The sequence below is a fragment of the Pedobacter sp. GW460-11-11-14-TSB4 genome (genome assembly GCF_059423705.1).
Genome location: NZ_JBWKYI010000003.1, coordinates 239810 through 262766 on the forward strand (window position 1 = coordinate 239810; position 22957 = coordinate 262766).

A 22957-nucleotide genomic window follows, 5' to 3' on the forward strand; every position below is an offset into this window, starting at 1 on the left:
CCCAAACCCCATCATCCATCTCCCATCATCCATCTCCCATCCTTCCATCATCACCTTAGCTATCCTGCATCATTGCACTTCGGCCTCCATCAATTAAATAGGTAGTCCCCGATGCAAAACCTGCATATTCGCTGGATAAAAACACACACCAGCCTCCGATTTCTTCAACCGTGCCTAGTTTTTTTACCGGATGAAGGTTTATCGTACGTTGTCTTTCTTCTTCAGGCTGAATAAATGAATTAAACCATTGCTGATTACCGGGTGTATCGATAAAGCCTGGTGCAATACCTATCGTTCTAATACCAGGCCCCCATTCTATGGCCAAACTCCTAACCAAACCCGTTAAGGCGGTTTTGGCAATGTTATAGGGTGCACAACCGGGGATACTGGCAAAGGCATGGTTAGAAGCCATTACAATAATTACCCCATTATTTGTGTTTAATAATGATTTGCAACGTTTGGCCAGGCGCCAGTGTGCTGAAAGGTTTAGGTCTAAATTAAACTGCCAGTTTTTTTCGGTACTATTTTCTAATCCCGTAAATACATTCTGTCCGGCATTAGAAACTAAAATATCCAATCTCCCATAATCATTGGTGATATCTGAAACAAGCCCATCAATGTCTTCGGTTACCACCATATCGGCTTTAAAATAGTCGGTATGTGCATCAAAAGACTCCATTTCTGCTAAAAATCGCTGCGCAACATCACTCGTTTCACTTTGTTCTGCACAGCCTATAACGGTGCAACCCGCTTTGGCCATCATTTTGGCAATCCCCAAACCAATACCCGAAGTAACACCCGTTACCAAAGCTATTTTCCCTTTTAAATCTATTGTTAGTGCCATAAAATCCATTTAAAAACCTACCAGGCATTAAACCTGATCGGTTATATTCATATTTAAACGTAGAAACCAGCCCTTGGCGTTAAAATGCCGGGGTGTTTTTCCATTTCTTCTTCAATTAAATCTACCCCTAAACCTGGCCTGTCGCTCAGTTTCAAATGCCCGTTTTGCACCATATCAGCAATCGGATGCGAAATCACTTCATCACGCCATGGCACATCGTTAAACATAAATTCTTGTCTGAAAAAGTTTGGCACCGAAGCGCAAACCTGTGCCGAAGCCAATGTAGATAGCGGCCCGTTCGGATTATGTGGCGCCAGGAGTACATTATAGGCTTCCATCATGGTCGCCATGCGTTTCATTTCTGAAGGCCCACCGCAACGGGTAATATCAGGCATCATGATATCGCAGATATGTTTTTCCAATACATCGCGGATACCGTGACGGGTATAGTGGCGCTCGCCTACGCAGATGGAAACATTCGAAGGAATCCGATCCCTCATGGCCTTTAAGGTATTGGCATTTTCTGGTCCTGCAGGCTCTTCATACCAGGTAATATTTAATTCTGAAAGCCTTTGTGCCATGGTTACCGCCACACGGTAATTTAACATGGCGTGCGTTTCGATCATGATATCAAATTCGGGCCCAACAGCATCACGAACGGCCTTACTTACATTAAATGCCAGATCCTGTTGAGGAGCTGTAAGCTGAAGGTTTGATGATAGATCTTCGCCATACAAATAATTGGTGTGTGCAAACGGGTCGAATTTTAAGCCTGTAAAACCCGCTTCTTTAACTTTTTTGGCCTGTGCAGCATAATCTGCTGTATTATGACCGCCGCCTGTAAACCAGTAGTTGGCATAGAGTAAAATGTCTTTCCTGAAAGCGCCACCTAAAAGTTCGTAGCAGGGTACGCCCAATACTTTTGCTTTTAAATCGAGCAATGCCATGTCTATCCCGCTAATGGCACACATACTGGCACCAAACGGGCCCATCCAGTTTAAATCTCTGTAAAGTTTAGTCCATATAAAATCAGTTTTCATCGGATCTAAACCAATAATACGCTGCCCTACGTGTTTGGTTGCTTCAAAAACAATCGGACTGCCTGGCCAGTTTGTGGCCTCGCCTACTCCTGTATGTCCGGTATCGGTATATATTTTTAATAAGGTCCAGTTGTATTTTACGCCCTCAACCAGCCATACTTTTACATCTGTTATTTTCATTTTGTTGTTGTTTTTATATTCGTTTTGTTGGTATTACCGCCAACTTTTAATTTATTCTATTTACTTAGCCAATAGCTGTCAGATTGAGTTTTCTTAAGTAAACTGCAAATCCTTCGACAGGCTATCATTGACAGATTCCAGAAAAGGTCGTCATTGCGAGGAGGAATCCCGAATGTTCGGGAAAGCAATCTTTCATGCTAGCCATCCTTGTTAGAAAGATTGCTTCCCCGAAAGGTCGGGACAAGCTGTCGGCTGAAAAAGCCTTCTCGCAATGACGTTTCTTTTTTATTGCAGCCTAAAATTTACACTTCCTTTTAATGATTTGCCCTTAATATTAATGCGTCCATCGGTAAATGGCGAGCCGTAAAAAGGCTCGGAACCGTTATTCCAATAATCAGCAACCAGCAATTGTATTTTTTCATCCTGTAACCAGCTTCTTGATGCCTGCTTACCATTAGATTGAATCACCATTTCCTTACTTCCATTGCTTAACCGGGTTTGGAGTATATGCTGTTTGGTTGATCTAAAATCGTTCGACCCCATCTCATTGCTATCATCTTTCCATTGTTTAGCTGCCGGTTTTCCAAATTCTTCTACACCTGGTAACCATTTAGCATTTAATTTCGCTGTTCCGCTGTTACGGGCAATATCTTCTGCTGCATAAACGGTAAATTCGCCTTTGCGTTTCCAGCTTAATTCGTCGAAAGTTTTAGGTAACTGGAAAAGCATCCCATATTGATAAGGCCTTTCTAAAGTAGTTTTCACTTCGTAATCTACCTGAGTGTTGCCGTTGGCAAAAAATCTATAGGTTATATCACCATCCCCGGTGGTATAAGTGGTTTTGATCGCAAAAGTAATTGCATCGTTCGTTTGATCTACCTTAATGGCATTTGCGAAAATGGTGTACGAAGGATAATTTTTAATCGGGTGGATATTATTCTGGTACGTTTCGCCAGCTACATTGGGTTTGCCGCCATCTTCGCTATTCATCGCCACTACACTAAATACGGGTCCCTGTTCTAATACTTTTACCCCTTTGTTTGTTGCACCAGATATTACACCTGTAATTTTGTTTATGGTATAATTCACATCTCCCTGTGTTACAAAATAGGCCATTTCATTTTCTGTAAGCGATAAGCTCAGCTTGTTGTGTGCCATGGTTTCTTCAGCCGGTTTCAAAACCATAAGTTCTTCGTTCACCACATTACCCGAAGGGTCTTTAAATGAAATATATACTTCTTTTGTTGCTTCTTTTACAGGGATTTCTAATTGGCCTTCGCCATGTGGTTTGATTGCTGAGCTTAGCTTAACAGGCACACCATCAACCTGAGCAGTAATTTCTACATCACTCAGCGAAATAAAATCATGACGGTTTTCTATTTCCAGTACCAATTTACCATTTTTAATGATTGGCTGAAGCACATTTTTGATGACCACGGGTGCATAGGCTTTTTTCATGCCCCAATATTCGGGCTTTGGCCTGCGCCAGGCATCAATTGGTCCCCAGGGGCCATAACCTACGATATTACCATCGGGTAAATGAAAAGTATCATCAATACCGCTCCAAATGGCACCACCTAAATTACCTTTGTGTACATACATGCTATCGTACATTTTAACCAATGATGGGCCATAACTTGCCCTTACGCCCGGATCGGTTAATAATTCGCGACGGTTATAAGTGCTTAAATGAGCATATTCGCCAAACAAAGTTGGCCTTTTCATCGTATCGGTAGCTTTGGGGCCATTAATGCCTGGATAATGGTAATTGGCGATATCAACTTTATTGCCTCCATTATTGAAACCACCCCAGCATTGATCGTGAAAAGAAATAGGTCGTGTAGGGTCTATTTTTTTAGCTTCGCGATAAACTTTATCCCATAGCGGGCTCCAATAACTTTCGTTACCTAAACTCCAGATAATTACCGAAGCATGGTTTTTGCCAGCCTGCATTTTTTCGATATTCGCCGCAAGCATGTAAGGATAAAACTTTTCGTCTTTATAATTCCATAACTTCCAGATTGGCGAAGCACCGTGCTGAATCCATGTTAAGGAACTCTCGTTTTCTACAAACAGGCCAATACTATCGGCTATGGCTAAAAACCTTTCGCTTGGTGGGTAATGTGAAGTACGGATGTAATTGCAATTGGCTTGTTTAAACAATTCGGCATCTTTCAACTCCAAATCGTCGCTTATGGCACGCCCGGTAAGTGGATGTACCGAATGGCGGTTAACTCCTCTTAACTTAATGGGCATTCCATTTACAAATACCTGATTTCCCTTTACCTCAACCTGCCTGAATCCAATTTTTTGTTGATGGCTTTGGGTCGTTTTTCCATCAATAATTAATACCGTGGTTAAAGTATATAAATACGGCTTATCGGTATTCCATTTTATTGGATTTTTCACCGAAATATCGGTATGAATTAAAGTCGATTTTTGACCAGATACTGCCGGCACTGCAGCTTTAACCGTAGCGATACTTTTTCCGGTAACAGCTGCTAAAGTGTAAATGATCTGTCCTGCTGAAGCCTTTTGCCCCTGATTGTTGACCAATGCTTTAAGGTTAAGTGTCGCATTATTGTGGTTTTTATCGAGTGTTGTTACCACTGTAAAATCGGCGATATTAACCTCTGGCAGGGCAAACAAAGTAACATTACGCAATATCCCCCCTACGGTATGTACAGCGTACTGTGAGGTACAAGCCAAAATATCGCTGATGGTATTGGCCTGCACATCAACCTGAAGCAGATTTTCTCCGCTTTTTAATGCATCGGTAATGTCAATTTCGAAGGGAACAAAACTACCTTCGTGTTCAGCTAGTTTTTTACCATTTATTTTAACTACTGCGTGAGAACTTACCCCATCAAAACGCAACTTCATGCGATTGCCTTTCCAATTGTTCGGTATCGAAAACGTTTTGGTGTAAGTAGCCGTTTCTCCGGTATTAACCGTATAACCTTGCATTACCCACTCCCCTGGCACTTTAATATTTCCTTTTTTGTTGCTTTGTTCAAATTTCCAATCGCCGTTTAAAGAAATAACAGGTTTATTGCTGCTGAGCAACGAGGATGGGATTGGTGAAAGGGTACTGGCTATGCCACTGTTCTGTGCCAATAGCGTTAAAGCAGTACTGGTTACCAAAGCAAAAGTCAGCAATAATTTGCGTCTTATTTGGTAACCGTGAATTTTATTTAGGGTCATGATTGTTGTATTAAAATTTAATTTGCTCATCGTCCCGAATAACGTCGCAGATGGGCATGTTGTCAGTCTGAGCCATTCGTCATTCCTGCTCAGGCGGGAATCTTAATGCACACACATTAAAAATGTGTTTCTTTTTTATCCTCCTTACAAACGAGGACAATTATCCGATCGAAATGGCGACACCCACTTATTACTTCAACTGAAGCGTTACACTGTCCTGTATAACATCGCCTGCTTTTAATGGGCGATCCATTTTTTCTGCGTGCCCTCTAAAAAACCTTTCGGCGCCCATATTGCTGTAGCCTGCTACCAAAGCTTTAATGCCTTGTGCATCTTTCCAGGCCCTGATATGCTGCTGGCCGTTGGCGTTTACATTAAAAGAAGATGCTCCGTTGGTTAAGACTGCTTTATTGATATACATTTTGGTCGACCTGAAATCGTTGGTACCCAAATCATTTCGATCTAAGTTCCATGCAGTTGTTGGTAATTTAGATGGACCTGCCGGACCTGAAACCTGGTTAGCAGCGCTTAACAGTGCTTTACCAATCGGTCTGCCAATATGATCGGCCGGGTAATAATCCCACTGTGCATTTCTGTTCCAGTCTAACTCCTGAAAGCTGTTTGGCACTCCAAATACAAGGCCCCATTGACGTGGGTTAACTTCTTTTTTGATGGTATATTGATAATCGATTTTTACTTTACCATTAGCCAGAAAGGTATAACTTGTGGTTCCGCCGGCCTCGCTGTACACATCTGTTATGTGAACCGTAAATCCGTTTTTCGTTTTATCCAGTTTAATATCTTTAACGATCCTGTTTTTGCATACATCGGTAAAAGGATCAAATTGCTGGCTTTCACCTGTCATCTGCGTTCCCCTGCCCTCGCCCGTTAATGGCAAAACCATTAATCGTGCCCCGGTATTCCAAACCGTTACACCGTTGTTGGTTACATGTTCTATATCGCCATTAGCCAGATTAAGCTGAACATTTAGCTTACCACTTTTAGCTGTTAAAGTGCTGCCGGTTTGGGTATAAGTCCATGGCTGGCCAGCCGTTTTGGGTACCAAAGTTAAATCGGTAACTGTTGGTACAATGGCAAACTGGTAAATATCAATGAGTACACCACGCGGATCGTAAACTTTAATCGTCATTTTATCGCCTGGCAATGGTTTTTTATTCACGGTAACATTGGCTGTGGTTTTACCGTTTCGTTTTAAATCGGCCTCAATTAATCCATTCTCACTGGCTACGCTCCATTCTATTTTACACTCTTTCAGGTTGCTAAAAAGTAATCTGTTTTCCAGTTCAACGGCTACTTTACCATTGCTCCAGTTGCTGGCCAGTTTAATTTTTACCGGCGAATAGATTTTTTTCATGTGCCAGTATTCTGGCTTTGGTCTTCTCCAGCCATCAAGCGGCCCCCAGGTGCCGTAACCAACTGTTTTTCCGTTAGGTAAAAAGAAGGTATCATCAATACCTGCCCATATTGCGCCGCCCAAAACAGCATCGGTGCGGTACATATTTTCCCACATGGCTTCGAAACCAATCCCCCATGCATCGCGTACGCCGGGATCGGTTACCAGTTCTAAACGGTTATAGGCATTTAAATGCACATACTCATCAAAAACAATCGGACGTTTATAATTCCTGTAGGTTTGTGGTCCTGTTGGGCCCGGATAATGGTGATTGGTAATTTCCAGATCGCCTTCATCTGCATCGGGACCATACTGACTAAAATTACGTGGGCGTGTTGGATCGAACGATTTCGCCAACTTAGCGGTTTCTTTAAAATAGGCGGCGTATTTACCGCTCTCGTTACCCATCGACCAGATGAGTACTGCTGGGTTAGACCTAAAATAGTTAATCATATCTAAAGTTTGATCGACCATTAAGGTTTGATAAATTTCTGTTCCTGCTGGTACTGCAGTATTTTCTGCCCAGCAAAAAGGTGCTTCTACTTCTAAAAACATACCCAGGCGGTTGCAGGCATCAATCAGTTCTTCTGCCGGCGGATAATGCGAGGTACGGAAATAATTTACATTACCTTCTCTAAACAGTTGAACATCTTTTTCCCACATGTTTTCGCCAACTGAACGGCCACGCAAAGGCATGGTTTCGTGGTGGCATATACCCCGAAGTTTAATGGGCATGTTATTTACAAAAACCCGGTTCCCCCTTACCTCTATCTGGCGGAAGCCAATACTTTTGGTGATGACATCTTCCACTTTACCATCTTGTAAAATGCTGAATTTTACCACATATAAATTAGGATGTTCCGGATCCCATTTGGCAGGTTTAACTACATCAAAACTGATATTCTGCTGTAAATATTCGCCTTTAGCCATACTTTTATCAACAGTAACCGTTTTTTCAGTCACTTTTGTCGTTCCATCCGTTTTGAAAAGTTCTGCTTTTATAACAAGATTCCCGGTTTTACTATCCTGTTCATTGGCAATAATCAGATCCGTATTCAGCGTGGCGTTTTCATAGTTTTTATCCAAAATGGTTTTAACATCCGCATAGGCAAAATTGATTGGCGCGAGGGCCATTACATATGCCTTTCTCGAAATCCCTCCCAAAGGATGCACTGCATAGGTAGATGCACTTGCCAGGGAGTCGGCTTTGCTTTCGGACTTTACTTTTACGAGGATTTCGTTACTGGCGCCCCATTTTACGACATTGTTAATATCAATTTCGAAAGGTGTAAAACCACCTAAATGTGATGCAGCTTTCTTACCGTTTACCCAAATTTCGGCATCACTGTATACAGCATCGAAACGGAGTTTAATGCGTTTGTTTTTCCACTTTTCCGGAAGGTCGAAGTTTTTTTTGTAACCGGCATAAACCGAATTTTTTACTTCAAAACCCTGCATTACCCACTCACCCGGCACCTGAATATTTTTATCGGCAGGCAATGCGTTGATATCGGTAGAAAACTGCCATGTTCCATCCAAAGAGATCTTATCCGGCTGTTTTGAGCCAGAAGGTGAAATACGGTTAAGTTTTAATACCTGCTGATCGGTTGTGGTATAGGTGATTTTTTGAATTTGTGCGTGTGTCGCACCCGCTAAAACCAGTAAAACTGTAAAAATTCTATAAAATAGTTTCATTTGTGTGTTTGATTTATCTTTTTGAATTTATTCTTTACATAATACCATATTTATCGAAGGCTTCTTTGGCGCTCATCCCCTCGAGGATTTTCTTCTGCACCATTTTTTCGCCCCTGGCTTTTTCAAGTGCTCTTGTGACCACCTCCACTTCATGCTGTTTTGGCACAATGCAAACACCATCTATATCGCCAATTACCAGATCACCCGGGTTAACTAAAACACCCTTAATTTCTATTGGCACCCTGAAATCGATTACTTTACCTCTTGGTGCCTGGTCTTGTGCATAATTGCCATAAGAAAATGAGGGGAAGTTTAGGTGTAATATCCCTCTGGTATCCCTCGAATAACCATCTACTACGGCTCCTGCTGCACCTAACATCTGTGCCCTTGTGCTCATCAGCTCGCCCCATAATGCATAATTAGGGGAAGAACCTGTACAGATATATACCTCATGTTTTTTAAGGTCATCGAGCGCCTCGAGCATTAAACCAAATGGTTTTTTTAAAATGGGATTACTGCTTTCATGTTGCCCACACTCTAAAACATCAGCCTCTAACACAGTCATCGCTCTTCCAGCAACAAACATATCAGGATGTAAAGGTTGTATCTGTGGCGGCAAAAACTGATGGAGCAAACCCATCTTATCCATTATATCGCCAATAACAGCAGTATAAAGTTCTGTTTTTATTACCTCAAAAAGTTCATCGTCATTTTGCCACTCCGTCGTATTAATTGTCATTTTTTATAGAATATTGGGATGATTGTAGGGTATTATATTAATTATTCAAAAATGTATAATTACCGGAGAAAACATTTAAGCATAGTTATCTACTTATTAAACTTTTTTAACATAACATCAATCTTTATAGTAATTGAAAAGACAAAATACTTCATCTTATTAAATATTGATTGCTAATAAGCGACTGAACAAAATTAAAAATCAGGGCAAAAAAATAGCAGCCAGTAAAACACTGGCCGCTATTCATCCTTATTTATTCATTTGTGTTGTGTATTTTCTAATAACCGCTATTTTGCTTTAAAACGCCTTTAGAGAGATCTATCTGATCTTGCGGGATTGGCATCAAATACAACTTATCATTCCAGGTTCTTTCTTGGATCGGTTTGGCCGCATCGGCAATGCTATATATTGGCTTCATTACCTGTGGGGCAATTTTCCATCTTCTGATATCCATATAACGTTGGCCTTCAATAGCCAATTCAATGCGTCTTTCATTTCTGATTAATGCTCTCAAGGTTTCTTGTGTTGCATATTTAGTCCGATCAACCACTGGCATACCCGCACGCGTCCTGATTTTATCCAGGGCATCATACACAGTTGCATCAGGGCCAGTTAGTTCGTTTTTAGCTTCCGCATAAGTTAATAAAACCTCCGCATAACGAATTAAAATATTGTTCGCGTGGTTGTCAATCTGATCTCTATAAATTTTAGGATCAACCATTTTACGAACGCTATAACCCGTTAAAGCTGTATTACCTGCGCCTTCAGTCCATTTAAACGAATAGTCGTCTTCGATGGCATTCCAAGGATTTCCATCGAATAAAATACTGGCGTAAAAGCGTGGATCTCTGTTTTTATATTCATTTTTAAATGCAGGATCTTTCGCTTTATACCATGCTGCCCTTTGTGCCTGCGATGGCGGAGTAATTAAATCTCCGGTTTTATAACTTGGATAGCTATTTACCAATTCTTGCGTTGGCGCGATAGAGCCCCAGCCACCAAGATCGCCTGAAGGTAACAAGGTATTTAAGAAATTGGCATCTTGTTGTGGGATGCGCTGTCTATCTAGTATCACTTCTACATTTCCTTCGTTCACCTGATGAAACAAGGCTTCATAACTACGGAGACCTAAACGGAATTTTTTCTCATCATCGGCATTTGCGAAATCTACCCAAACACTGTAATCATCCTTAGCGTTAAGCGCATCTTCGGCTGTTACTTTATACAAATCGTAACCCAAGGTCATTACCTGGCTTGCCGCATCTGCAGCCAATTGCCACTGACCTTCGTACAGGTGAGCACGTGCTTTTAAGGCCAAAGCTGCTCCTTTGGTAATGCGCCCTTTTTCGTTTGGTTTACCGCCGGCATAACTTTGTGGTAGAACTTTAGCGATAGCATCTAATTCATCCACTACAAATTTTAATACTTCGGCTTTTGGTGTTCTTGGTAAATTTTCCCTGCCAAGCTCAACTGTTTTGGTTGATAATGGCACATCGCCAAACTTACAAATCAACCAGAAATAAGCATTGGCCCTAATAAAACGTACCTCAGCTTTATATCGGTCTAATAATGCTTTATCCATGCTGGTCACTTTATCAGCATTATCTAAAAAATAATTGGCACGGCCAATTGCTGTAAAATCCCAACCTGCATTTAAAGTAGAATTTACATTACCCGACGATACTGAAGTTGCCGAACTCTCCCAAGGGTATTGAGCATGTGCATTGTCTGCCGCCGCATCATCATATACCATATCATCACCAGGCAACTGACTATAAACGCCATTTACAGCTAGGTAAACATCATTGGCATTCTTCCAAAAAGTAGCTTCCGATACTTGGTTTAATGGTGGCCTTTCTAAAAAATCTTTTTTACAAGAAACAATAACACTTAATAAGAGTACACTTGTAATTATATATATCTTTTTCATTTTTGTAATCATTTTATAATCCTGCACTTAAACCAAACGACCATGTCTTAATACCCGGGTAACCTCCACGACCTGAAGCAGATTCCGGATCGTAATCACTCAGGCGCTTATCTGCCATGATGGTGAAAGGATTATTGGTTGTTCCGTATATTCTTAATTTAGACAAACCAATTTTTTTCACTGCATTTTGAGGTAAAGTATAACCCAAAGTAATGCCTCTTACCCTGAAATAAGAGCCGCTAAACAGGTAGAATGACGAAAGTTGATCAATATTATGACCAGCGTCTGCGGTTAATAATGTTCTAGGGAAATCAGCATTTGGATCAGGGTTTTCTTTTGTCCAGCGGTTTAACAACTGAGTTTTGGCATTTGCACCGTTAAAGAAAGGCGTTGAAGCTTCCTGCCCTAAAAAGGTTTTTACTTTGGCAACACCATAAGTAAGGATATTAAAATCGAAGCCTTTATATGACGCACTTAAATTGAAACCATAGTTTACAAAAGGTACATCGTTACCAATAATGGTCCGGTCGGCAGCGTTAATTACATTATCTCCATTTATATCTCTATATTTAATATCACCGGCTCTGGTACGTGCATCCTGAAAAGCATGTGAAGCAACCTCTTCATTACTAACAAAAAGACCGTCAGCAATATAACCGTAAAAAGATCCAAGCGATTCGCCAACTCTCTGGATATACTGACCATCGAATCGATCGTTATTATTGTCTCCAATTTTGGTGATTTTACTTTTGATCAATGATAAGTTACCACCAATACTAAAAGTAAAATCTTTTCCGATTCTGTTGTTATGGTTAATGGCTAATTCTACACCAGTATTGCGGGTACTTGCCGCATTGGTAAAAGGTACAGTTAAAGGATAGGTTGCAAGGGCAGCATTACGTAATAACAAATCTTTTGTATCCTTAATGTAGTAATCTGCGGTAATGTCAAATTTACCTTTTAACAAAGTCATGTCTATACCAAAATCGGTCATGTATACTTTTTCCCAGGTTGTAGTTGGCCATGATCCGTCTGCCTGCCAGATTCCATCTTGGGCTGTCCCTTCAAAACTATACTGAAAGCCAGCATTTAATCTGTTAAAATAGTTTCCAACAGAAACCACGTCCTGATTACCTAATGAACCATAAGAACCCCGGATTTTTAAATTATCAACCCAGGTCATATTTTTCATAAAGTCTTCTTTAGAAACTACCCATCCTGCAGAAAATGATGGAAAGAATGCTCTACGCACATCTTCACGGAAACGCGAAGAATAATCGATGCGGGCATTTACTTCTAACAGGTATTTATCATTAAAAGCATAGTTAAAACGACCAAACATCGATCGCATTGACCATTCTTCAGCAGCAGTTCTATTGGCTAAGCCAAAAACGCCGCCAATAATATCATCATTATTATTATCTGATAAAATATCTTCTCCGTTACCAGAACCATTGATAATGGTACTTAAATCGTTATTAGGAAAGTTTCTTCTGCCAAGAAATGCGCTTCTAAGCACATTACTTTCTTGCGACGCACCTACTGTTAACTTGCCATAATGTTTTCCAAATGTACGCTCGTAATCTGCAGTACCTTGAACCAACAATTCTTTTCTTTTAGACCAATACTCTCTTAAATCGTTCTGTGTACCTTGTCCGGCAGGCAGCGCAATAGGATTACCAGTTAAAAAGTTATTAATTGGCGTCATGATATTGTTAAAGGCCGTGCTATTGTTGTTTGTAAATTTTAACGAAACCAATCCATTTATTGAGAGACCTTTTAAAGGTGTTAGTGTAGCATTCGCAGCAGTTTGAAGCAAATTATTCCGGTTACTGCCTTTTGATGATTCAGCTATCATACGGGCTTGGTTACGATATGGAATTGAGCTACTGGCTACAGTACCATTATTTACCGATCCCCATTGTCCATTGCTTTGACGGAAAACAGTAGTTGGCAAAGAACGGTTTAGTTCTGTCCACGCTAAGTTCCCCAAGCGATCGAAAGCCTGGTTAATAAAAGAGATATTGGTACCAATCTTTAAAATATTCTCGATAACCTTTGTTTCCGTATTTAATTTCGCATTAAAACGGTCCTGATCTTTGTTTGGAATCAACGATTCCTGAGTTAAATAGTTTAAACCCAAATAACTGCTGGTAACTTTTCCGGGTGCATTGATATTTAAATTTACATCTGCTTGTGGTGCACTTGGTCTTAAAACTTCTTTATACCAATCTGTATTTGGATATAAATCTGGTTGAGAACCATTTCTGTATAACTCTATCTGTGCTGGTGTGTACATTGGACTACGGCCAACATTGGTCAGCGCCTCATTATAAAGCGTAGTATAATCTACCGAGCCTAAGTATTTTGCAATACGGGTGGGCGATTGCCATCCGTAATTGGCATTAAACTCAATGGTTGCTTTTTCTCCGCCACCTCTTTTGGTGGTTACCATAATCACACCATTAGCTGCTCTCGAGCCATATAAAGCTGCAGAAGATGCATCTTTTAGTACGGACATGCCCGAAATATCATTTGGATTTAGTGTAGCAAATTCTTGCGAACTGGCCGGAATACCATCAATAATATAAAGTGGGGTACCGGCACCTTGCAAACTGCTTCTTCCTCTAATATTTACTGCAGTACCACCTGTAGCACTTGCACTTACATCGCCAGGGCGTTGCAAAATGGTTAAACCTGGGGAAATACCCTGTAATGCATTTTGTATAGAGGTTACAGGTCGCTCTTTTAATTGTTTAGGTGTAATGGTTGCAATTGCTCCTGTTAAACTCGATTTTTTCTGTGTACCATAAGCGACCACTACTACCTCATTTAAATCATTGCTTTGTGGCACCAAAGTAACTTTTACGGTGGCTGATGCTTTTACCTCTTTTGTTTGATAACCCAGATAAGAAACAACTAAAATGGCATCATCGGCTACACCAGTCAATTTAAAGTTTCCGCTTTCGTCACTCATCGTGCCTTGTTCTTTGTCTTTTATTTTAATGCTGGCACCAGGTATACCTTTGCCTATTTCATCTAAAATAGTACCAATCACGTCGATGACCTTGTTTACAGGTGTACTTTGTTCAGGCTTATTGGCAGGGACAATATTTGCAGGCCTTTCTTTAACTACAATCGTATTGGCCTGTATAGAATAAGTTAATGGCTGATTTTTGAAGCATTGATTTAAAGCTTCAGTTAAAGGCATATCTTTTATATCAATGCTCACCATGTTTGCCTTTTTTAAATCGCTCTGGATAAAAAACACATTATAGCCGCTTTGACTTTTTATTGCTTTAAGCACTTTTTGTAATGACGCGTTTTTTTCGTTAAGCGTAATGTTCTTTTGCGCAAAACTGCCCGCATTAACGTGTAAAAAGGCCACAAAAAGCAATAATATGGTTAGCTTCATAGATAACAGAATTTTATTCTTTATACAGCTTTTACCGTATAAATTAAAATCGTAAATTTTCATACATTTGTTAGGTTTTAGGTTAAGTTAAATGCTTATAGCAGTTGCTATTACATTTACAATGTTTTAACTATTTGGTTATTGTTGGAACAATTTTTTAATCTAAAGCTTTAAACGGGTTTCGATTGCACTCGAAATCCGTTTTTCAGATTAAAACTTAATATTTACTTTAAAATTTTAATCCTCCTTCCTTCTATTTTAAATTTAAACTTATCTGTTGATTCTAAAATTTTCAAGGTTTCCTGCAGGTTATTGTGTTTAGAAAACGATCCTCCGAAATAAATTCCATCAAAATCGCCAACGTACTCAATATCAACATCGTACCACCTGGCCAGTTTTTGCATTGCTGCTTTAATGTCTTCGTTATTGAACATGAAAAAGCCATTTTTCCAGGCGATATATTCTTCTACATCCACATTGCTCACCTTGAAACCCGTCTTTTCAAAAACGGCCTGCTGTCCTGGTTTTAATAAACCTGTAGCCAGTGGACTAAAGTTTTTAACCGCTACACCACCTTCTACCAGGGTTGTTTTAACTTCTGTATCGTCTGCATAGGCACTTACATTAAAGTGTGTACCCAATACACTTATTTCTTGTTTTGCTGTTTTAAGTTTAAAAGGCTTGTTTTTATTTTTAGCTACTTCAAAATAGCCTTCGCCGGCAAGCTCTACCATTCTGTACTTACCCAAAAATGTGGTCGGATATTTTAATGATGACAGCGCATTTAACCAAACTTTAGTTCCATCGGGAAGGGTAACCTGATACTGGCCGCCAGCCGGTGTGCTGATGGTGTTAAAACCCGGCTTCGCTGAGCCTGATTTATTTTCTAAAATGGTATAAATTAATTGACCGTCGGCTGTTTTGGTAATTTGGATCCCCTCCTGTTTAGCTATTGTACCGTTTACCGCCTGGTCTAAATTGATTTTAGTTCCATCAGCAAGTGTTAAAAAGGCTTTGTTACCTCCAGGTTTGATTAAGCTGGCTGATGTATTTATTTTTTTAACATCCGTACGTTCACTCAAAAGAAACCAGCCAAATCCTAAAACGGCAATGAATGATGCGGCAACAGCTAAGCGATAAAAATACCGGTTAGGACGTTTTATCTCTTGCTGATCTATCTGTTGATTAATTTTATTAAAAATCTTTTCGCCCACTTCAGTCTGCTCCTCTTCATCAATCTGTTTCTCACCAGTCAAACTTTTTAGGTCCAATTGATTATTGTACCAGGATTCTAACTTCAGGCGTTCTTCCTCACTGGCTGTACCGGCTACATATTTTTCTGTTAATCTTATTAATTCTGCTTTTTTCAATCGTTTCTGGTTTGGTGTATGTACCTAAAATGGGTAACATCCCCCAAAAGAAATTTCACATTTTATATAACAAGCTATATAACAGCAAATTAAAATTAAACAAAGTTAAGTAATGGTAAACAATTGGATTGAAATTGTTTCGAATATAAGCTGAGTGTTGACTTATTTCCCCCAAATGCCGGCCAGTAAGAGGATGGCCCAAAATAAGAATTCGCCCATATCGGTGCGCAGGCGGCGTAATGCAATGGTAATCTGGTTTTCTACCGTTTTTGGTGAAATGTTTAAGCGGTCTGCAATTTCTTTTACACTAAGGTGTTCCTTTCTGCTCAGGATAAAAATTTCTTTACATTTCTGCGGTAACTGCTCAATACTCTCGTCTAAGCGTTGTGCAATTTCTTTTTCGGCAAAGGTATTTTCAGCATTGTGCGGACTTACCAGAAGTTCGGTATCATGAAGTAAATCGGTGCGTAATTTCCCGTCTCTGATGGCCTTAAATACCTGAAAACGAACTGAAGTAAACAGATAATTATTCAGGTTATCGACTGAAGTATGTGCACGTTTTAACCAAAGGCTCACGAATATTTCTTGTATAATATCTTCAGAGGCCTCTTTATTGCGCAAAATATGATAGGCTGATAAATATAACTTGCTCCAGTACCTGTTGTAGATTTTTTCGAACGCAGACCGGTCATTGCTTTGCATATCGCTAACAAGCAAACTATCAGGCCATAGTTGAAAATTATCAGGTTTCATTAGAATAAGGATATCTCTGCAATACTAAGCAAAAAAATAACGGCTCAATTTACATATTTTTCGCAATGTAGCATAAAAGTTGCCTTACTGAAGAGACAAAATAAGGAAATGAGGGAAGAAACAGTTATCAGTTTGCAGTCCTCAGTTTATAGTTATCAGTTTCCAATGAACCAATGAGCAATGAACCAATGACCAATGACCAATAAACTAATGACCAATGAACTAATGACCAATGAACAAATGAACCAATGACCAATGAACTAATGAACCAATGACTAACGAACTACCCCCATCTCCCTAATCAACGCTCCCATTAATTCTCTTGCAGAAGTATATTTTAAGTTTACCGCGTTTTGTCCCGACCAGAAATTGTACATATCTGTTTTTCCCTGTTCAATAGCAGCGGCTCTTAACGGCCCCATTAACCGCGTTTGCAATGGAAAGGGCAATACCTCAGTTTCATAGTTAATCGCGGTGGATATCCGGTTAGCAATCATCCGGCCCATTCTCCCGGTTAATGATTTAGAAAGTACTGTGTTTTTTGATTCATCAGAGAAAAGTTTTGCCTTGTGCATGGGCGTGGCATTAGATTCGTCGGTTACTAAAAAGGCGGTGCCAATTTGAACCGCATCTGCACCAAGGCTTAGTGCTGCACGTATCCCCTTACTATCAGCAATACCGCCCGCAGCAATTATGGGTGTTTTTGTTTTCGCCTTTACCTGCTGGATCAATGAAAAAGTTCCTGTTAATGATTCATCAGCTGGCTTAAGAAATGAAGGACGATGTCCGCCTGCTTCAAATCCCGTTGCTACAATGGCGTCAACCTGGGCTTCTTCCAATGCCAAAGCCTCATCTAATGTGGTTGCCGCACCAACTGTTTTAATGCCTAATTTTCGCGCTTCGTTTAATATTTCCTTTGAAGGTATGCCGAAAATAAAACTAAATACAGCAGGTTTCAGCTCAAAAACGGTTTCTACCTGTCTCAAAAATTTCGAAGGGATATGGGTATCCAGATCAGGCATCGGGATGCTCAATTCATCAAAAAAAGGTTTAAATAATCTTTTAACTTTTTCTATTTTTTCTGATGGATAATTAACTAATCGTTCATCGACATCATTTACCCATAAGTTAATGTTGTATGGTTTATCTGTTTTTGTTTTGATGCGCTGATCACTTTCGATAATTTCTTCAGGACTTAAGGTATAAGCGCCGAGGCTGCCCAAACCACCAGCGTTTGATACAGCCGCTAAAAGCTCGGGCGTCGAAAATCCACCGCCCATTGGACCTAATAAAATGGGATATTCGATCTTTAAAAGTTCGGTTATTTTAGTTCTATTCCACATCCTAATAAATTTTTACGTTGGTTAATAATTTATTCACAATCACCCATCCCCGATCAGTTAGATTTAATGATAAAAGATCGTAATAATTAAAATCAAAAATAGGCAGATGAACTTTGGCAATTGCAATAGAATTGATAATTTCTATCGACAATATTTCCATACGGAATGTTTCATTAAGCTCCTGCGGACTTTTACGGCTAGCAACCCCTTCTAAATATTCATCAAGCGTTTTAAAATATGGAAGGCCATTTACATCACCAGCCAATATAGACTGCGGGTGAAATATTTTCCTGAGCAGTGCGGTGTCTCCATTAAAAACTCCCTTAAAATAAGATGACAGTACCTCTGCTATTGCATTTGCGTTTTCGGTGTAATTGTTCATGGTTTTAATTTTTAAGGTATGCTCGGGCTGATTCTTTTCCTTTGCATACCTGGTTATTGCTTTAAATTTTATACTTAGCCCATATGATGACCCGCTACATGACCTCCATCCAGATTGATGATTTCGCCGGTTACGAAATTACTTTCTGCCAGGTACAGGGCGAGCTGAGCAACATCCTGCGTTTCGCCAATGCGGTTCAGCAAATGTAAACCAGCAAGGTCATCGGCATTACTAATGCCATTTTTCTCCTGTAACGGGCTTCTGATAATGCCTGGTGCGATACCATTTACGCGGATATTATTTTTACCAAACTCGGCAGCCAGTTGTTTGGTCAAAGCATGGATGCCCCCTTTACTCGAAATCGGTGCTGTTGCCGGAAAACCTCCAATGGCATGGTCTACCAATACGGTTCCGATGTTAATGATGGAGCCTCCATCCTGTTTTAACATTTGGGCTATAGCGGCTTGGCTGGTAAAGAAAGTACCCTTCAAATTGATATTCAAAAAGCTATCTAAATGCGCTTCGTCTACTTCCAGAAATGCTTTTGGTTCAAAAATACCGGCATTGTTTACCAGCACATCTACAGTACCAAAACGCGCTACCGCAGTTTCTACCAATAGTTGACCAGTAGTAGCTTTACTGATATCGCCAGCTACCATGGCCAATTGATGCTGCGCCCCTAATTCGTTGAAAGCCCTAATTAAATTGCTTTCATTAGCCGAATTGATTACAACATTGTGTCCTTGTTTTAAAAATAAAGCTGCAATGGCACGACCAATACCTGTTGATGCGCCTGTTATGATGATGGTTAGTGTTTTCATGATGTTGATTATTTCCTGTTTGCTGTTATTCCTTTTTTGCGTAATACCGATACCTGTTCGCCTGCATAGCCCCAATCATCCAGCTCGATTTCTTGAATTACGATATGCGTAAGTTTTGGATCTTTATCCAATACCTCACTAATCAGTTTGGTGATCCCACTAATTAAAGTCTGTTTTTGTTCGCGTGTAACGCCTTCGCGGGTTACTTCTATTTTTACGTATGGCATGGCTCTTCGATTAAATAGTTAATGACGCGGTTAATTTTACGTCGAGCTCAAATTCATTATAGATCAGGTTATCGCCAAGGTTGGTGAAAAAGTTACCTGATCTGAATTTCATGTTGTACTTCGTACGATCAATAAAGATTTTACCAGAAGCGGTTAACGTATTTCCATTAACCACAACATCTGCTGCAAAAATTACTGCATGCGTAATGCCTTTAATGGTTAAATCGCCGGTAATTACCGTATTATCTTCATTGGTTTGATCAACGGCTGTGATCATAAATGTGGCTTCCGGGAATTGATCAGTGGCGAAAAAATCTTCAGAGAATAAATGTCCGGCGAACTGTGCGTTGGTGGCAGGGTCGGTCACATCCAATATGATGATGGACGTGGTATCGATAATAAAGTTCCCATTGCTGAGTTTACCATCGTTTAAAGTTAATGTACCCGATTTAATGGCTATAGTTCCATTATGCGCTCCGGTTACTTTTTTACCGGTCCAGTTGATACTGCTTTGAGCGCTTACAATTTCAAATTTTGTAGTTTCCATTTCTTTGTTTATCAATCGTTAGTGATTTGACAACACAAAGTAAAGGAGGAAATTTACGGGACTTAGGTGATCTACATCACATTCTGCAAGCCTTATTTGTGTGCGTTGTAAAGCCTGCTCAGGGTTTCTCTCGAAACACCCAAATAAGCAGCAATTAAATGTTTGGGTACGAGATTATAGAGTTGAGGATACATGGTCAAAAGTTCTTCGTAACGGGCTTTGGTATCGTTATTCATAAAAGATAACAGCCTTTTTTGCGAAGCCAGATATCCCCTGTTTGTTCTCCAGCGGAAAAAATGCTCAGCCTGATGGATTTCGCTACAGACTTTTTCGCGGTTATCGTTAGATAGGCATAATACCTCCGCATCGCTAATGCAATCTACGCTGATGGTTGCACGGGTATGATTATACAGGGCGCCATAATCTGAAGTCCACCAGGTAGGCATGGCAAACTGCAGGATATACATCTTGATTTCATCGTTGATAAAAAAAGCTTTCAAACAACCAGAAACCACAAAATATTCGTGATCGACCTTATCTCCCTCGCTAATGATAGCCTGCCCTTTTTTAAAAGACCGCAGCGTGAAATGGGAAAACAAATAGTCGAACTGCTCGTCGGTTAATGTAGCAGTTTTTGAAATATGCGCTTTCAGTATTTCTTTGGGATCCATGGCTGGAAATAAAGGTAAGAATTATTGGGATTAGTCGGGAGTTCGAAGTTGAGAGTCCGAAGTCCAAAGTCTGAAGTCGGGAGTCCAGAGTCTATGAGACCATAACCAGTTAACCGACTTACACAATTAACCCCTAACCAATGACTAATCACCAATAAACCAATGACCAATAAACCAAAAACCAACACTACAAAGGATAAGCCGTTTCGCTTTTAGGCTCTGAGAGGACAAAATAACTTTGAACGGTGGTAATATTGGGCAGTGTTGCCAGTTTGTTCCGCAAGAATTCGTGGTAATCATCCATATCTTTTGTGGCAATACGGAGAATGAAATCATGTGCGCCTGTCATTTGCAAACATTCCATAACCTCACCAAACTTAGAAACTTCAGTTTCGAATTCGATCAGGGTTTTAGCGGTATGCTCTTTCAGTAATACATGCGAAAAGGCAATCAGATTTCTGTTGATTTTTTTCCGGTCAAGAATCGCTACAATTCTTTTAATGTAGCCCTGCTCCTTTAATCTTCTGATGCGTTCGTGGATGGTAGCGATAGATTTATGCAACTTCAATGATACCTCTTTATTGGTTAAAGCGGCATCATGTTGCAGCAATTTTAATATTTCTACATCAACCTGGTCTAAATCTCCGTGTGTCATCTAGGTGAATAAATTGAAAAAAGATATAATGGATGTTAAAAAAATCAGTTCAAACTGAAATAAAAATTATATAATGATCAAAAAAGCAGAAATTTTCTGTAAAAAACAACATGTATTGACATAAAAAATTATAATACTGAGTTTTACCGAAATAAAAAACCGATCAAAATAAGCATTGCTATCCGATCTAATCAACAGCCATGACCACATTAACAAGAAATAAAATGACTTCTGCTATGGAGGGAAAATTTGAACATTTATCACTTCTGGTTGGTAATACGCCTATGCTCGAACTCACCTACACCTATCAAGGTAGCCTGGGCAAAATTTATGTTAAATGCGAACACTACAACCTAACGGGTAGTATTAAAGACCGGATGGCACTTTATACCTTAAAAAAAGCTTATGCCGAAGGTAAAATTAAAGCTGGAGACCGGATTGTTGAGGCAACCAGTGGAAATACCGGAATTGCTTTTGCTGCCATTGGCAAGGCTTTGGGGCATCCGGTTACCATCATTATGCCAAACTGGTTAAGTAAGGAGCGCATGGACATTATTAAAAGTTTAGGCGCAGAAATTATTCTGGTGAGCAAAGAAGAAGGTGGTTTTATCGGCAGCATTAAACTTGCAGAAAAGATGGCCGCAAGCGATCCAAATATTTTCCTGCCTAAGCAGTTCGAGAATATTGCCAATCCTGAAGCACACGAACATACCACGGGTAAGGAAATCTGGGAGCAGTTACGACTGAAAAACCTTTCACCTGATGCATTCGTTGCCGGAGTAGGTACCGGAGGAACCATTATGGGCGTAGGGAATTTCTTAAGAAAACAAAATGCAGATATTAAAATACATCCATTAGAACCCGCCGAATCGCCAACCTTAACTACTGGTTATAAAGTGGGCAGCCACAGGATCCAGGGCATTTCGGATGAATTTATCCCCGAAATAGTCAAATTGAACGAATTGGATGAAGTGCTGCAGGTAAACGATGGCGATGCCATCCTGATGGCACAAAAACTCGCCGAAAAACTGGGACTGGCCGTAGGCATATCTTCAGGTGCAAATGTAATCGGGGCCATCAAACAACAGCAAAAAATGGGTGCAGACAGCTGTGTAGTGACCATCTTTTCTGACAGTAATAAAAAATATTTAAGTACCGATTTAATGAAGGTAGAACCTGTTAAAGCCGGATACCTCACACCTGAAGTCGATTTTATCGATTACCAGGCCTTTAGCAGATTACATTAATAATAAATAAACCAATAAACCACAACATGAAAAAAATCACCTTTTTATTATGTGCGATATGCCTAATCAGCATCAGCGCATACAGCCAGATTTTAAAACCCGTAACCTGGAGTTACGCCGCAAAAAGAACAAGCGCTACTACGGCCACTCTATTTATAAAAGCTACTGTAGACCAGGGCTGGCACCTCTATTCGCAATTTGTTAAGGATGGTGGTCCGGTTAAAACAACCTTTACCTTTCCATCATCGGGTACTTATAGCTTAGTTGGGTACACAACCGAACCAAAAGCAGTTACCAAGTACGAATCTACCTTTAAAATGGATGTGAGTTATTTCGAAAAATCGGTAATATTCCAGCAAAAGGTCAAGTTAAAAGGCAAAACCGCGACTGTTAAAGGTAGCGTCGAGTTCATGGTATGCGATGACAAACAATGTTTGCCACCAGAACAGGTAGATTTTAGCATTCCCGTAAAATAAGTTT

At 40.0% G+C, this 22957-nt stretch carries 18 protein-coding genes; 2 read left to right on the forward strand and 16 right to left on the reverse strand.

Going from position 1 to position 22957, the window contains the following annotated elements:
• Positions 1-55: 55 nt before the first annotated feature.
• The 16 genes from AC07YT_RS05495 to AC07YT_RS05570 all read right to left on the reverse strand — a co-directional run bounded on the left by AC07YT_RS05495 (position 56) and on the right by AC07YT_RS05570 (position 21230).
• Entirely contained in the window at positions 56-844 is a 789-nt protein-coding gene (locus AC07YT_RS05495; RefSeq protein WP_086549373.1) for an SDR family NAD(P)-dependent oxidoreductase, read from the reverse strand.
• A gap of 53 nt (positions 845-897) precedes the next feature.
• Entirely contained in the window at positions 898-2064 is a 1167-nt protein-coding gene (locus tag AC07YT_RS05500; protein ID WP_086547193.1) for a mandelate racemase/muconate lactonizing enzyme family protein, read from the reverse strand.
• Between the two features lie 285 nt (positions 2065-2349).
• Positions 2350-5268: a glycoside hydrolase family 2 TIM barrel-domain containing protein gene (locus AC07YT_RS05505; protein ID WP_494945201.1), complete on the reverse strand. Its 2919-nt coding sequence runs from the start codon at positions 5266-5268 to the stop codon at positions 2350-2352.
• A 190-nt stretch (positions 5269-5458) separates the two neighbouring features.
• Positions 5459-8377, reverse strand: coding sequence for a glycoside hydrolase family 2 protein (locus AC07YT_RS05510; protein WP_086547195.1), 2919 nt, complete (start codon positions 8375-8377; stop codon positions 5459-5461).
• Positions 8378-8411: 34 nt separating this feature from the next.
• A complete protein-coding gene (locus AC07YT_RS05515; RefSeq protein ID WP_086547196.1) occupies positions 8412-9116 on the reverse strand; it encodes an RraA family protein in 705 nt (234 codons plus the stop codon).
• A 277-nt stretch (positions 9117-9393) separates the two neighbouring features.
• A complete protein-coding gene (locus tag AC07YT_RS05520; RefSeq protein WP_494945202.1) occupies positions 9394-11046 on the reverse strand; it encodes a RagB/SusD family nutrient uptake outer membrane protein in 1653 nt (550 codons plus the stop codon).
• 13 nt (positions 11047-11059) lie between these two features.
• Positions 11060-14461 (reverse strand): TonB-dependent receptor, encoded by a 3402-nt coding sequence (locus tag AC07YT_RS05525; protein WP_494945203.1) that lies wholly within the window; start codon positions 14459-14461, stop codon positions 11060-11062.
• Positions 14462-14685: 224 nt separating this feature from the next.
• Positions 14686-15831 (reverse strand): FecR family protein, encoded by a 1146-nt coding sequence (locus AC07YT_RS05530; RefSeq protein ID WP_086547199.1) that lies wholly within the window; start codon positions 15829-15831, stop codon positions 14686-14688.
• Positions 15832-15993: 162 nt separating this feature from the next.
• Positions 15994-16584, reverse strand: coding sequence for an RNA polymerase sigma factor (locus tag AC07YT_RS05535; RefSeq protein WP_086547200.1), 591 nt, complete (start codon positions 16582-16584; stop codon positions 15994-15996).
• Between the two features lie 275 nt (positions 16585-16859).
• Positions 16860-17927 (reverse strand): NAD(P)H-dependent flavin oxidoreductase, encoded by a 1068-nt coding sequence (locus AC07YT_RS05540; RefSeq protein WP_086547201.1) that lies wholly within the window; start codon positions 17925-17927, stop codon positions 16860-16862.
• A gap of 1 nt (position 17928) precedes the next feature.
• Complete coding sequence (locus tag AC07YT_RS05545) at positions 17929-18309, reverse strand: nuclear transport factor 2 family protein (RefSeq protein ID WP_086547202.1); 381 nt, start codon at positions 18307-18309, stop codon at positions 17929-17931.
• A 74-nt stretch (positions 18310-18383) separates the two neighbouring features.
• Complete coding sequence (locus AC07YT_RS05550; RefSeq protein ID WP_086547203.1) at positions 18384-19130, reverse strand: SDR family NAD(P)-dependent oxidoreductase; 747 nt, start codon at positions 19128-19130, stop codon at positions 18384-18386.
• 8 nt (positions 19131-19138) lie between these two features.
• Complete coding sequence (locus AC07YT_RS05555; protein WP_086547204.1) at positions 19139-19357, reverse strand: tautomerase family protein; 219 nt, start codon at positions 19355-19357, stop codon at positions 19139-19141.
• 10 nt (positions 19358-19367) lie between these two features.
• Positions 19368-19904, reverse strand: coding sequence for a YceI family protein (locus AC07YT_RS05560; RefSeq protein WP_086547205.1), 537 nt, complete (start codon positions 19902-19904; stop codon positions 19368-19370).
• A gap of 92 nt (positions 19905-19996) precedes the next feature.
• Positions 19997-20575 carry a Crp/Fnr family transcriptional regulator gene (locus AC07YT_RS05565; protein WP_086547206.1) on the reverse strand — a complete coding sequence of 193 codons (579 nt, stop codon included), beginning with the start codon at positions 20573-20575 and terminating at the stop codon, positions 19997-19999.
• A gap of 187 nt (positions 20576-20762) precedes the next feature.
• Positions 20763-21230, reverse strand: coding sequence for an Lrp/AsnC family transcriptional regulator (locus tag AC07YT_RS05570; RefSeq protein ID WP_086547207.1), 468 nt, complete (start codon positions 21228-21230; stop codon positions 20763-20765).
• Between the two features lie 200 nt (positions 21231-21430).
• On the opposite strand from AC07YT_RS05570, the gene AC07YT_RS05575 reads away from it, so the two are divergent.
• Together AC07YT_RS05575 and AC07YT_RS05580 are read left to right on the forward strand one after the other, a co-directional pair.
• Positions 21431-22477, forward strand: coding sequence for a PLP-dependent cysteine synthase family protein (locus tag AC07YT_RS05575; protein WP_086547208.1), 1047 nt, complete (start codon positions 21431-21433; stop codon positions 22475-22477).
• A 26-nt stretch (positions 22478-22503) separates the two neighbouring features.
• Positions 22504-22953, forward strand: coding sequence for a protein-disulfide reductase DsbD domain-containing protein (locus AC07YT_RS05580; RefSeq protein ID WP_086547209.1), 450 nt, complete (start codon positions 22504-22506; stop codon positions 22951-22953).
• Positions 22954-22957 lie beyond the last annotated feature (4 nt).

What these genes read in the sequence shown, in the direction of transcription:
- AC07YT_RS05495 (WP_086549373.1), bottom strand. Translation starts at nt 844, where the DNA reads ATGGCACTAACAATAGATTTAAAAGGGAAAATAGCTTTGGTAACGGGT.
- AC07YT_RS05500 (WP_086547193.1), bottom strand. Translation starts at nt 2,064, where the DNA reads ATGAAAATAACAGATGTAAAAGTATGGCTGGTTGAGGGCGTAAAATAC.
- AC07YT_RS05505 (WP_494945201.1), bottom strand. Translation starts at nt 5,268, where the DNA reads ATGACCCTAAATAAAATTCACGGTTACCAAATAAGACGCAAATTATTG.
- AC07YT_RS05510 (WP_086547195.1), bottom strand. Translation starts at nt 8,377, where the DNA reads ATGAAACTATTTTATAGAATTTTTACAGTTTTACTGGTTTTAGCGGGT.
- AC07YT_RS05515 (WP_086547196.1), bottom strand. Translation starts at nt 9,116, where the DNA reads ATGACAATTAATACGACGGAGTGGCAAAATGACGATGAACTTTTTGAG.
- AC07YT_RS05520 (WP_494945202.1), bottom strand. Translation starts at nt 11,046, where the DNA reads ATGAAAAAGATATATATAATTACAAGTGTACTCTTATTAAGTGTTATT.
- AC07YT_RS05525 (WP_494945203.1), bottom strand. Translation starts at nt 14,461, where the DNA reads ATGAAGCTAACCATATTATTGCTTTTTGTGGCCTTTTTACACGTTAAT.
- AC07YT_RS05535 (WP_086547200.1), bottom strand. Translation starts at nt 16,584, where the DNA reads ATGAAACCTGATAATTTTCAACTATGGCCTGATAGTTTGCTTGTTAGC.
- AC07YT_RS05540 (WP_086547201.1), bottom strand. Translation starts at nt 17,927, where the DNA reads ATGTGGAATAGAACTAAAATAACCGAACTTTTAAAGATCGAATATCCC.
- AC07YT_RS05545 (WP_086547202.1), bottom strand. Translation starts at nt 18,309, where the DNA reads ATGAACAATTACACCGAAAACGCAAATGCAATAGCAGAGGTACTGTCA.
- AC07YT_RS05550 (WP_086547203.1), bottom strand. Translation starts at nt 19,130, where the DNA reads ATGAAAACACTAACCATCATCATAACAGGCGCATCAACAGGTATTGGT.
- AC07YT_RS05555 (WP_086547204.1), bottom strand. Translation starts at nt 19,357, where the DNA reads ATGCCATACGTAAAAATAGAAGTAACCCGCGAAGGCGTTACACGCGAA.
- AC07YT_RS05560 (WP_086547205.1), bottom strand. Translation starts at nt 19,904, where the DNA reads ATGGAAACTACAAAATTTGAAATTGTAAGCGCTCAAAGCAGTATCAAC.
- AC07YT_RS05565 (WP_086547206.1), bottom strand. Translation starts at nt 20,575, where the DNA reads ATGGATCCCAAAGAAATACTGAAAGCGCATATTTCAAAAACTGCTACA.
- AC07YT_RS05570 (WP_086547207.1), bottom strand. Translation starts at nt 21,230, where the DNA reads ATGACACACGGAGATTTAGACCAGGTTGATGTAGAAATATTAAAATTG.
- AC07YT_RS05575 (WP_086547208.1), top strand. Translation starts at nt 21,431, where the DNA reads ATGACCACATTAACAAGAAATAAAATGACTTCTGCTATGGAGGGAAAA.
- AC07YT_RS05580 (WP_086547209.1), top strand. Translation starts at nt 22,504, where the DNA reads ATGAAAAAAATCACCTTTTTATTATGTGCGATATGCCTAATCAGCATC.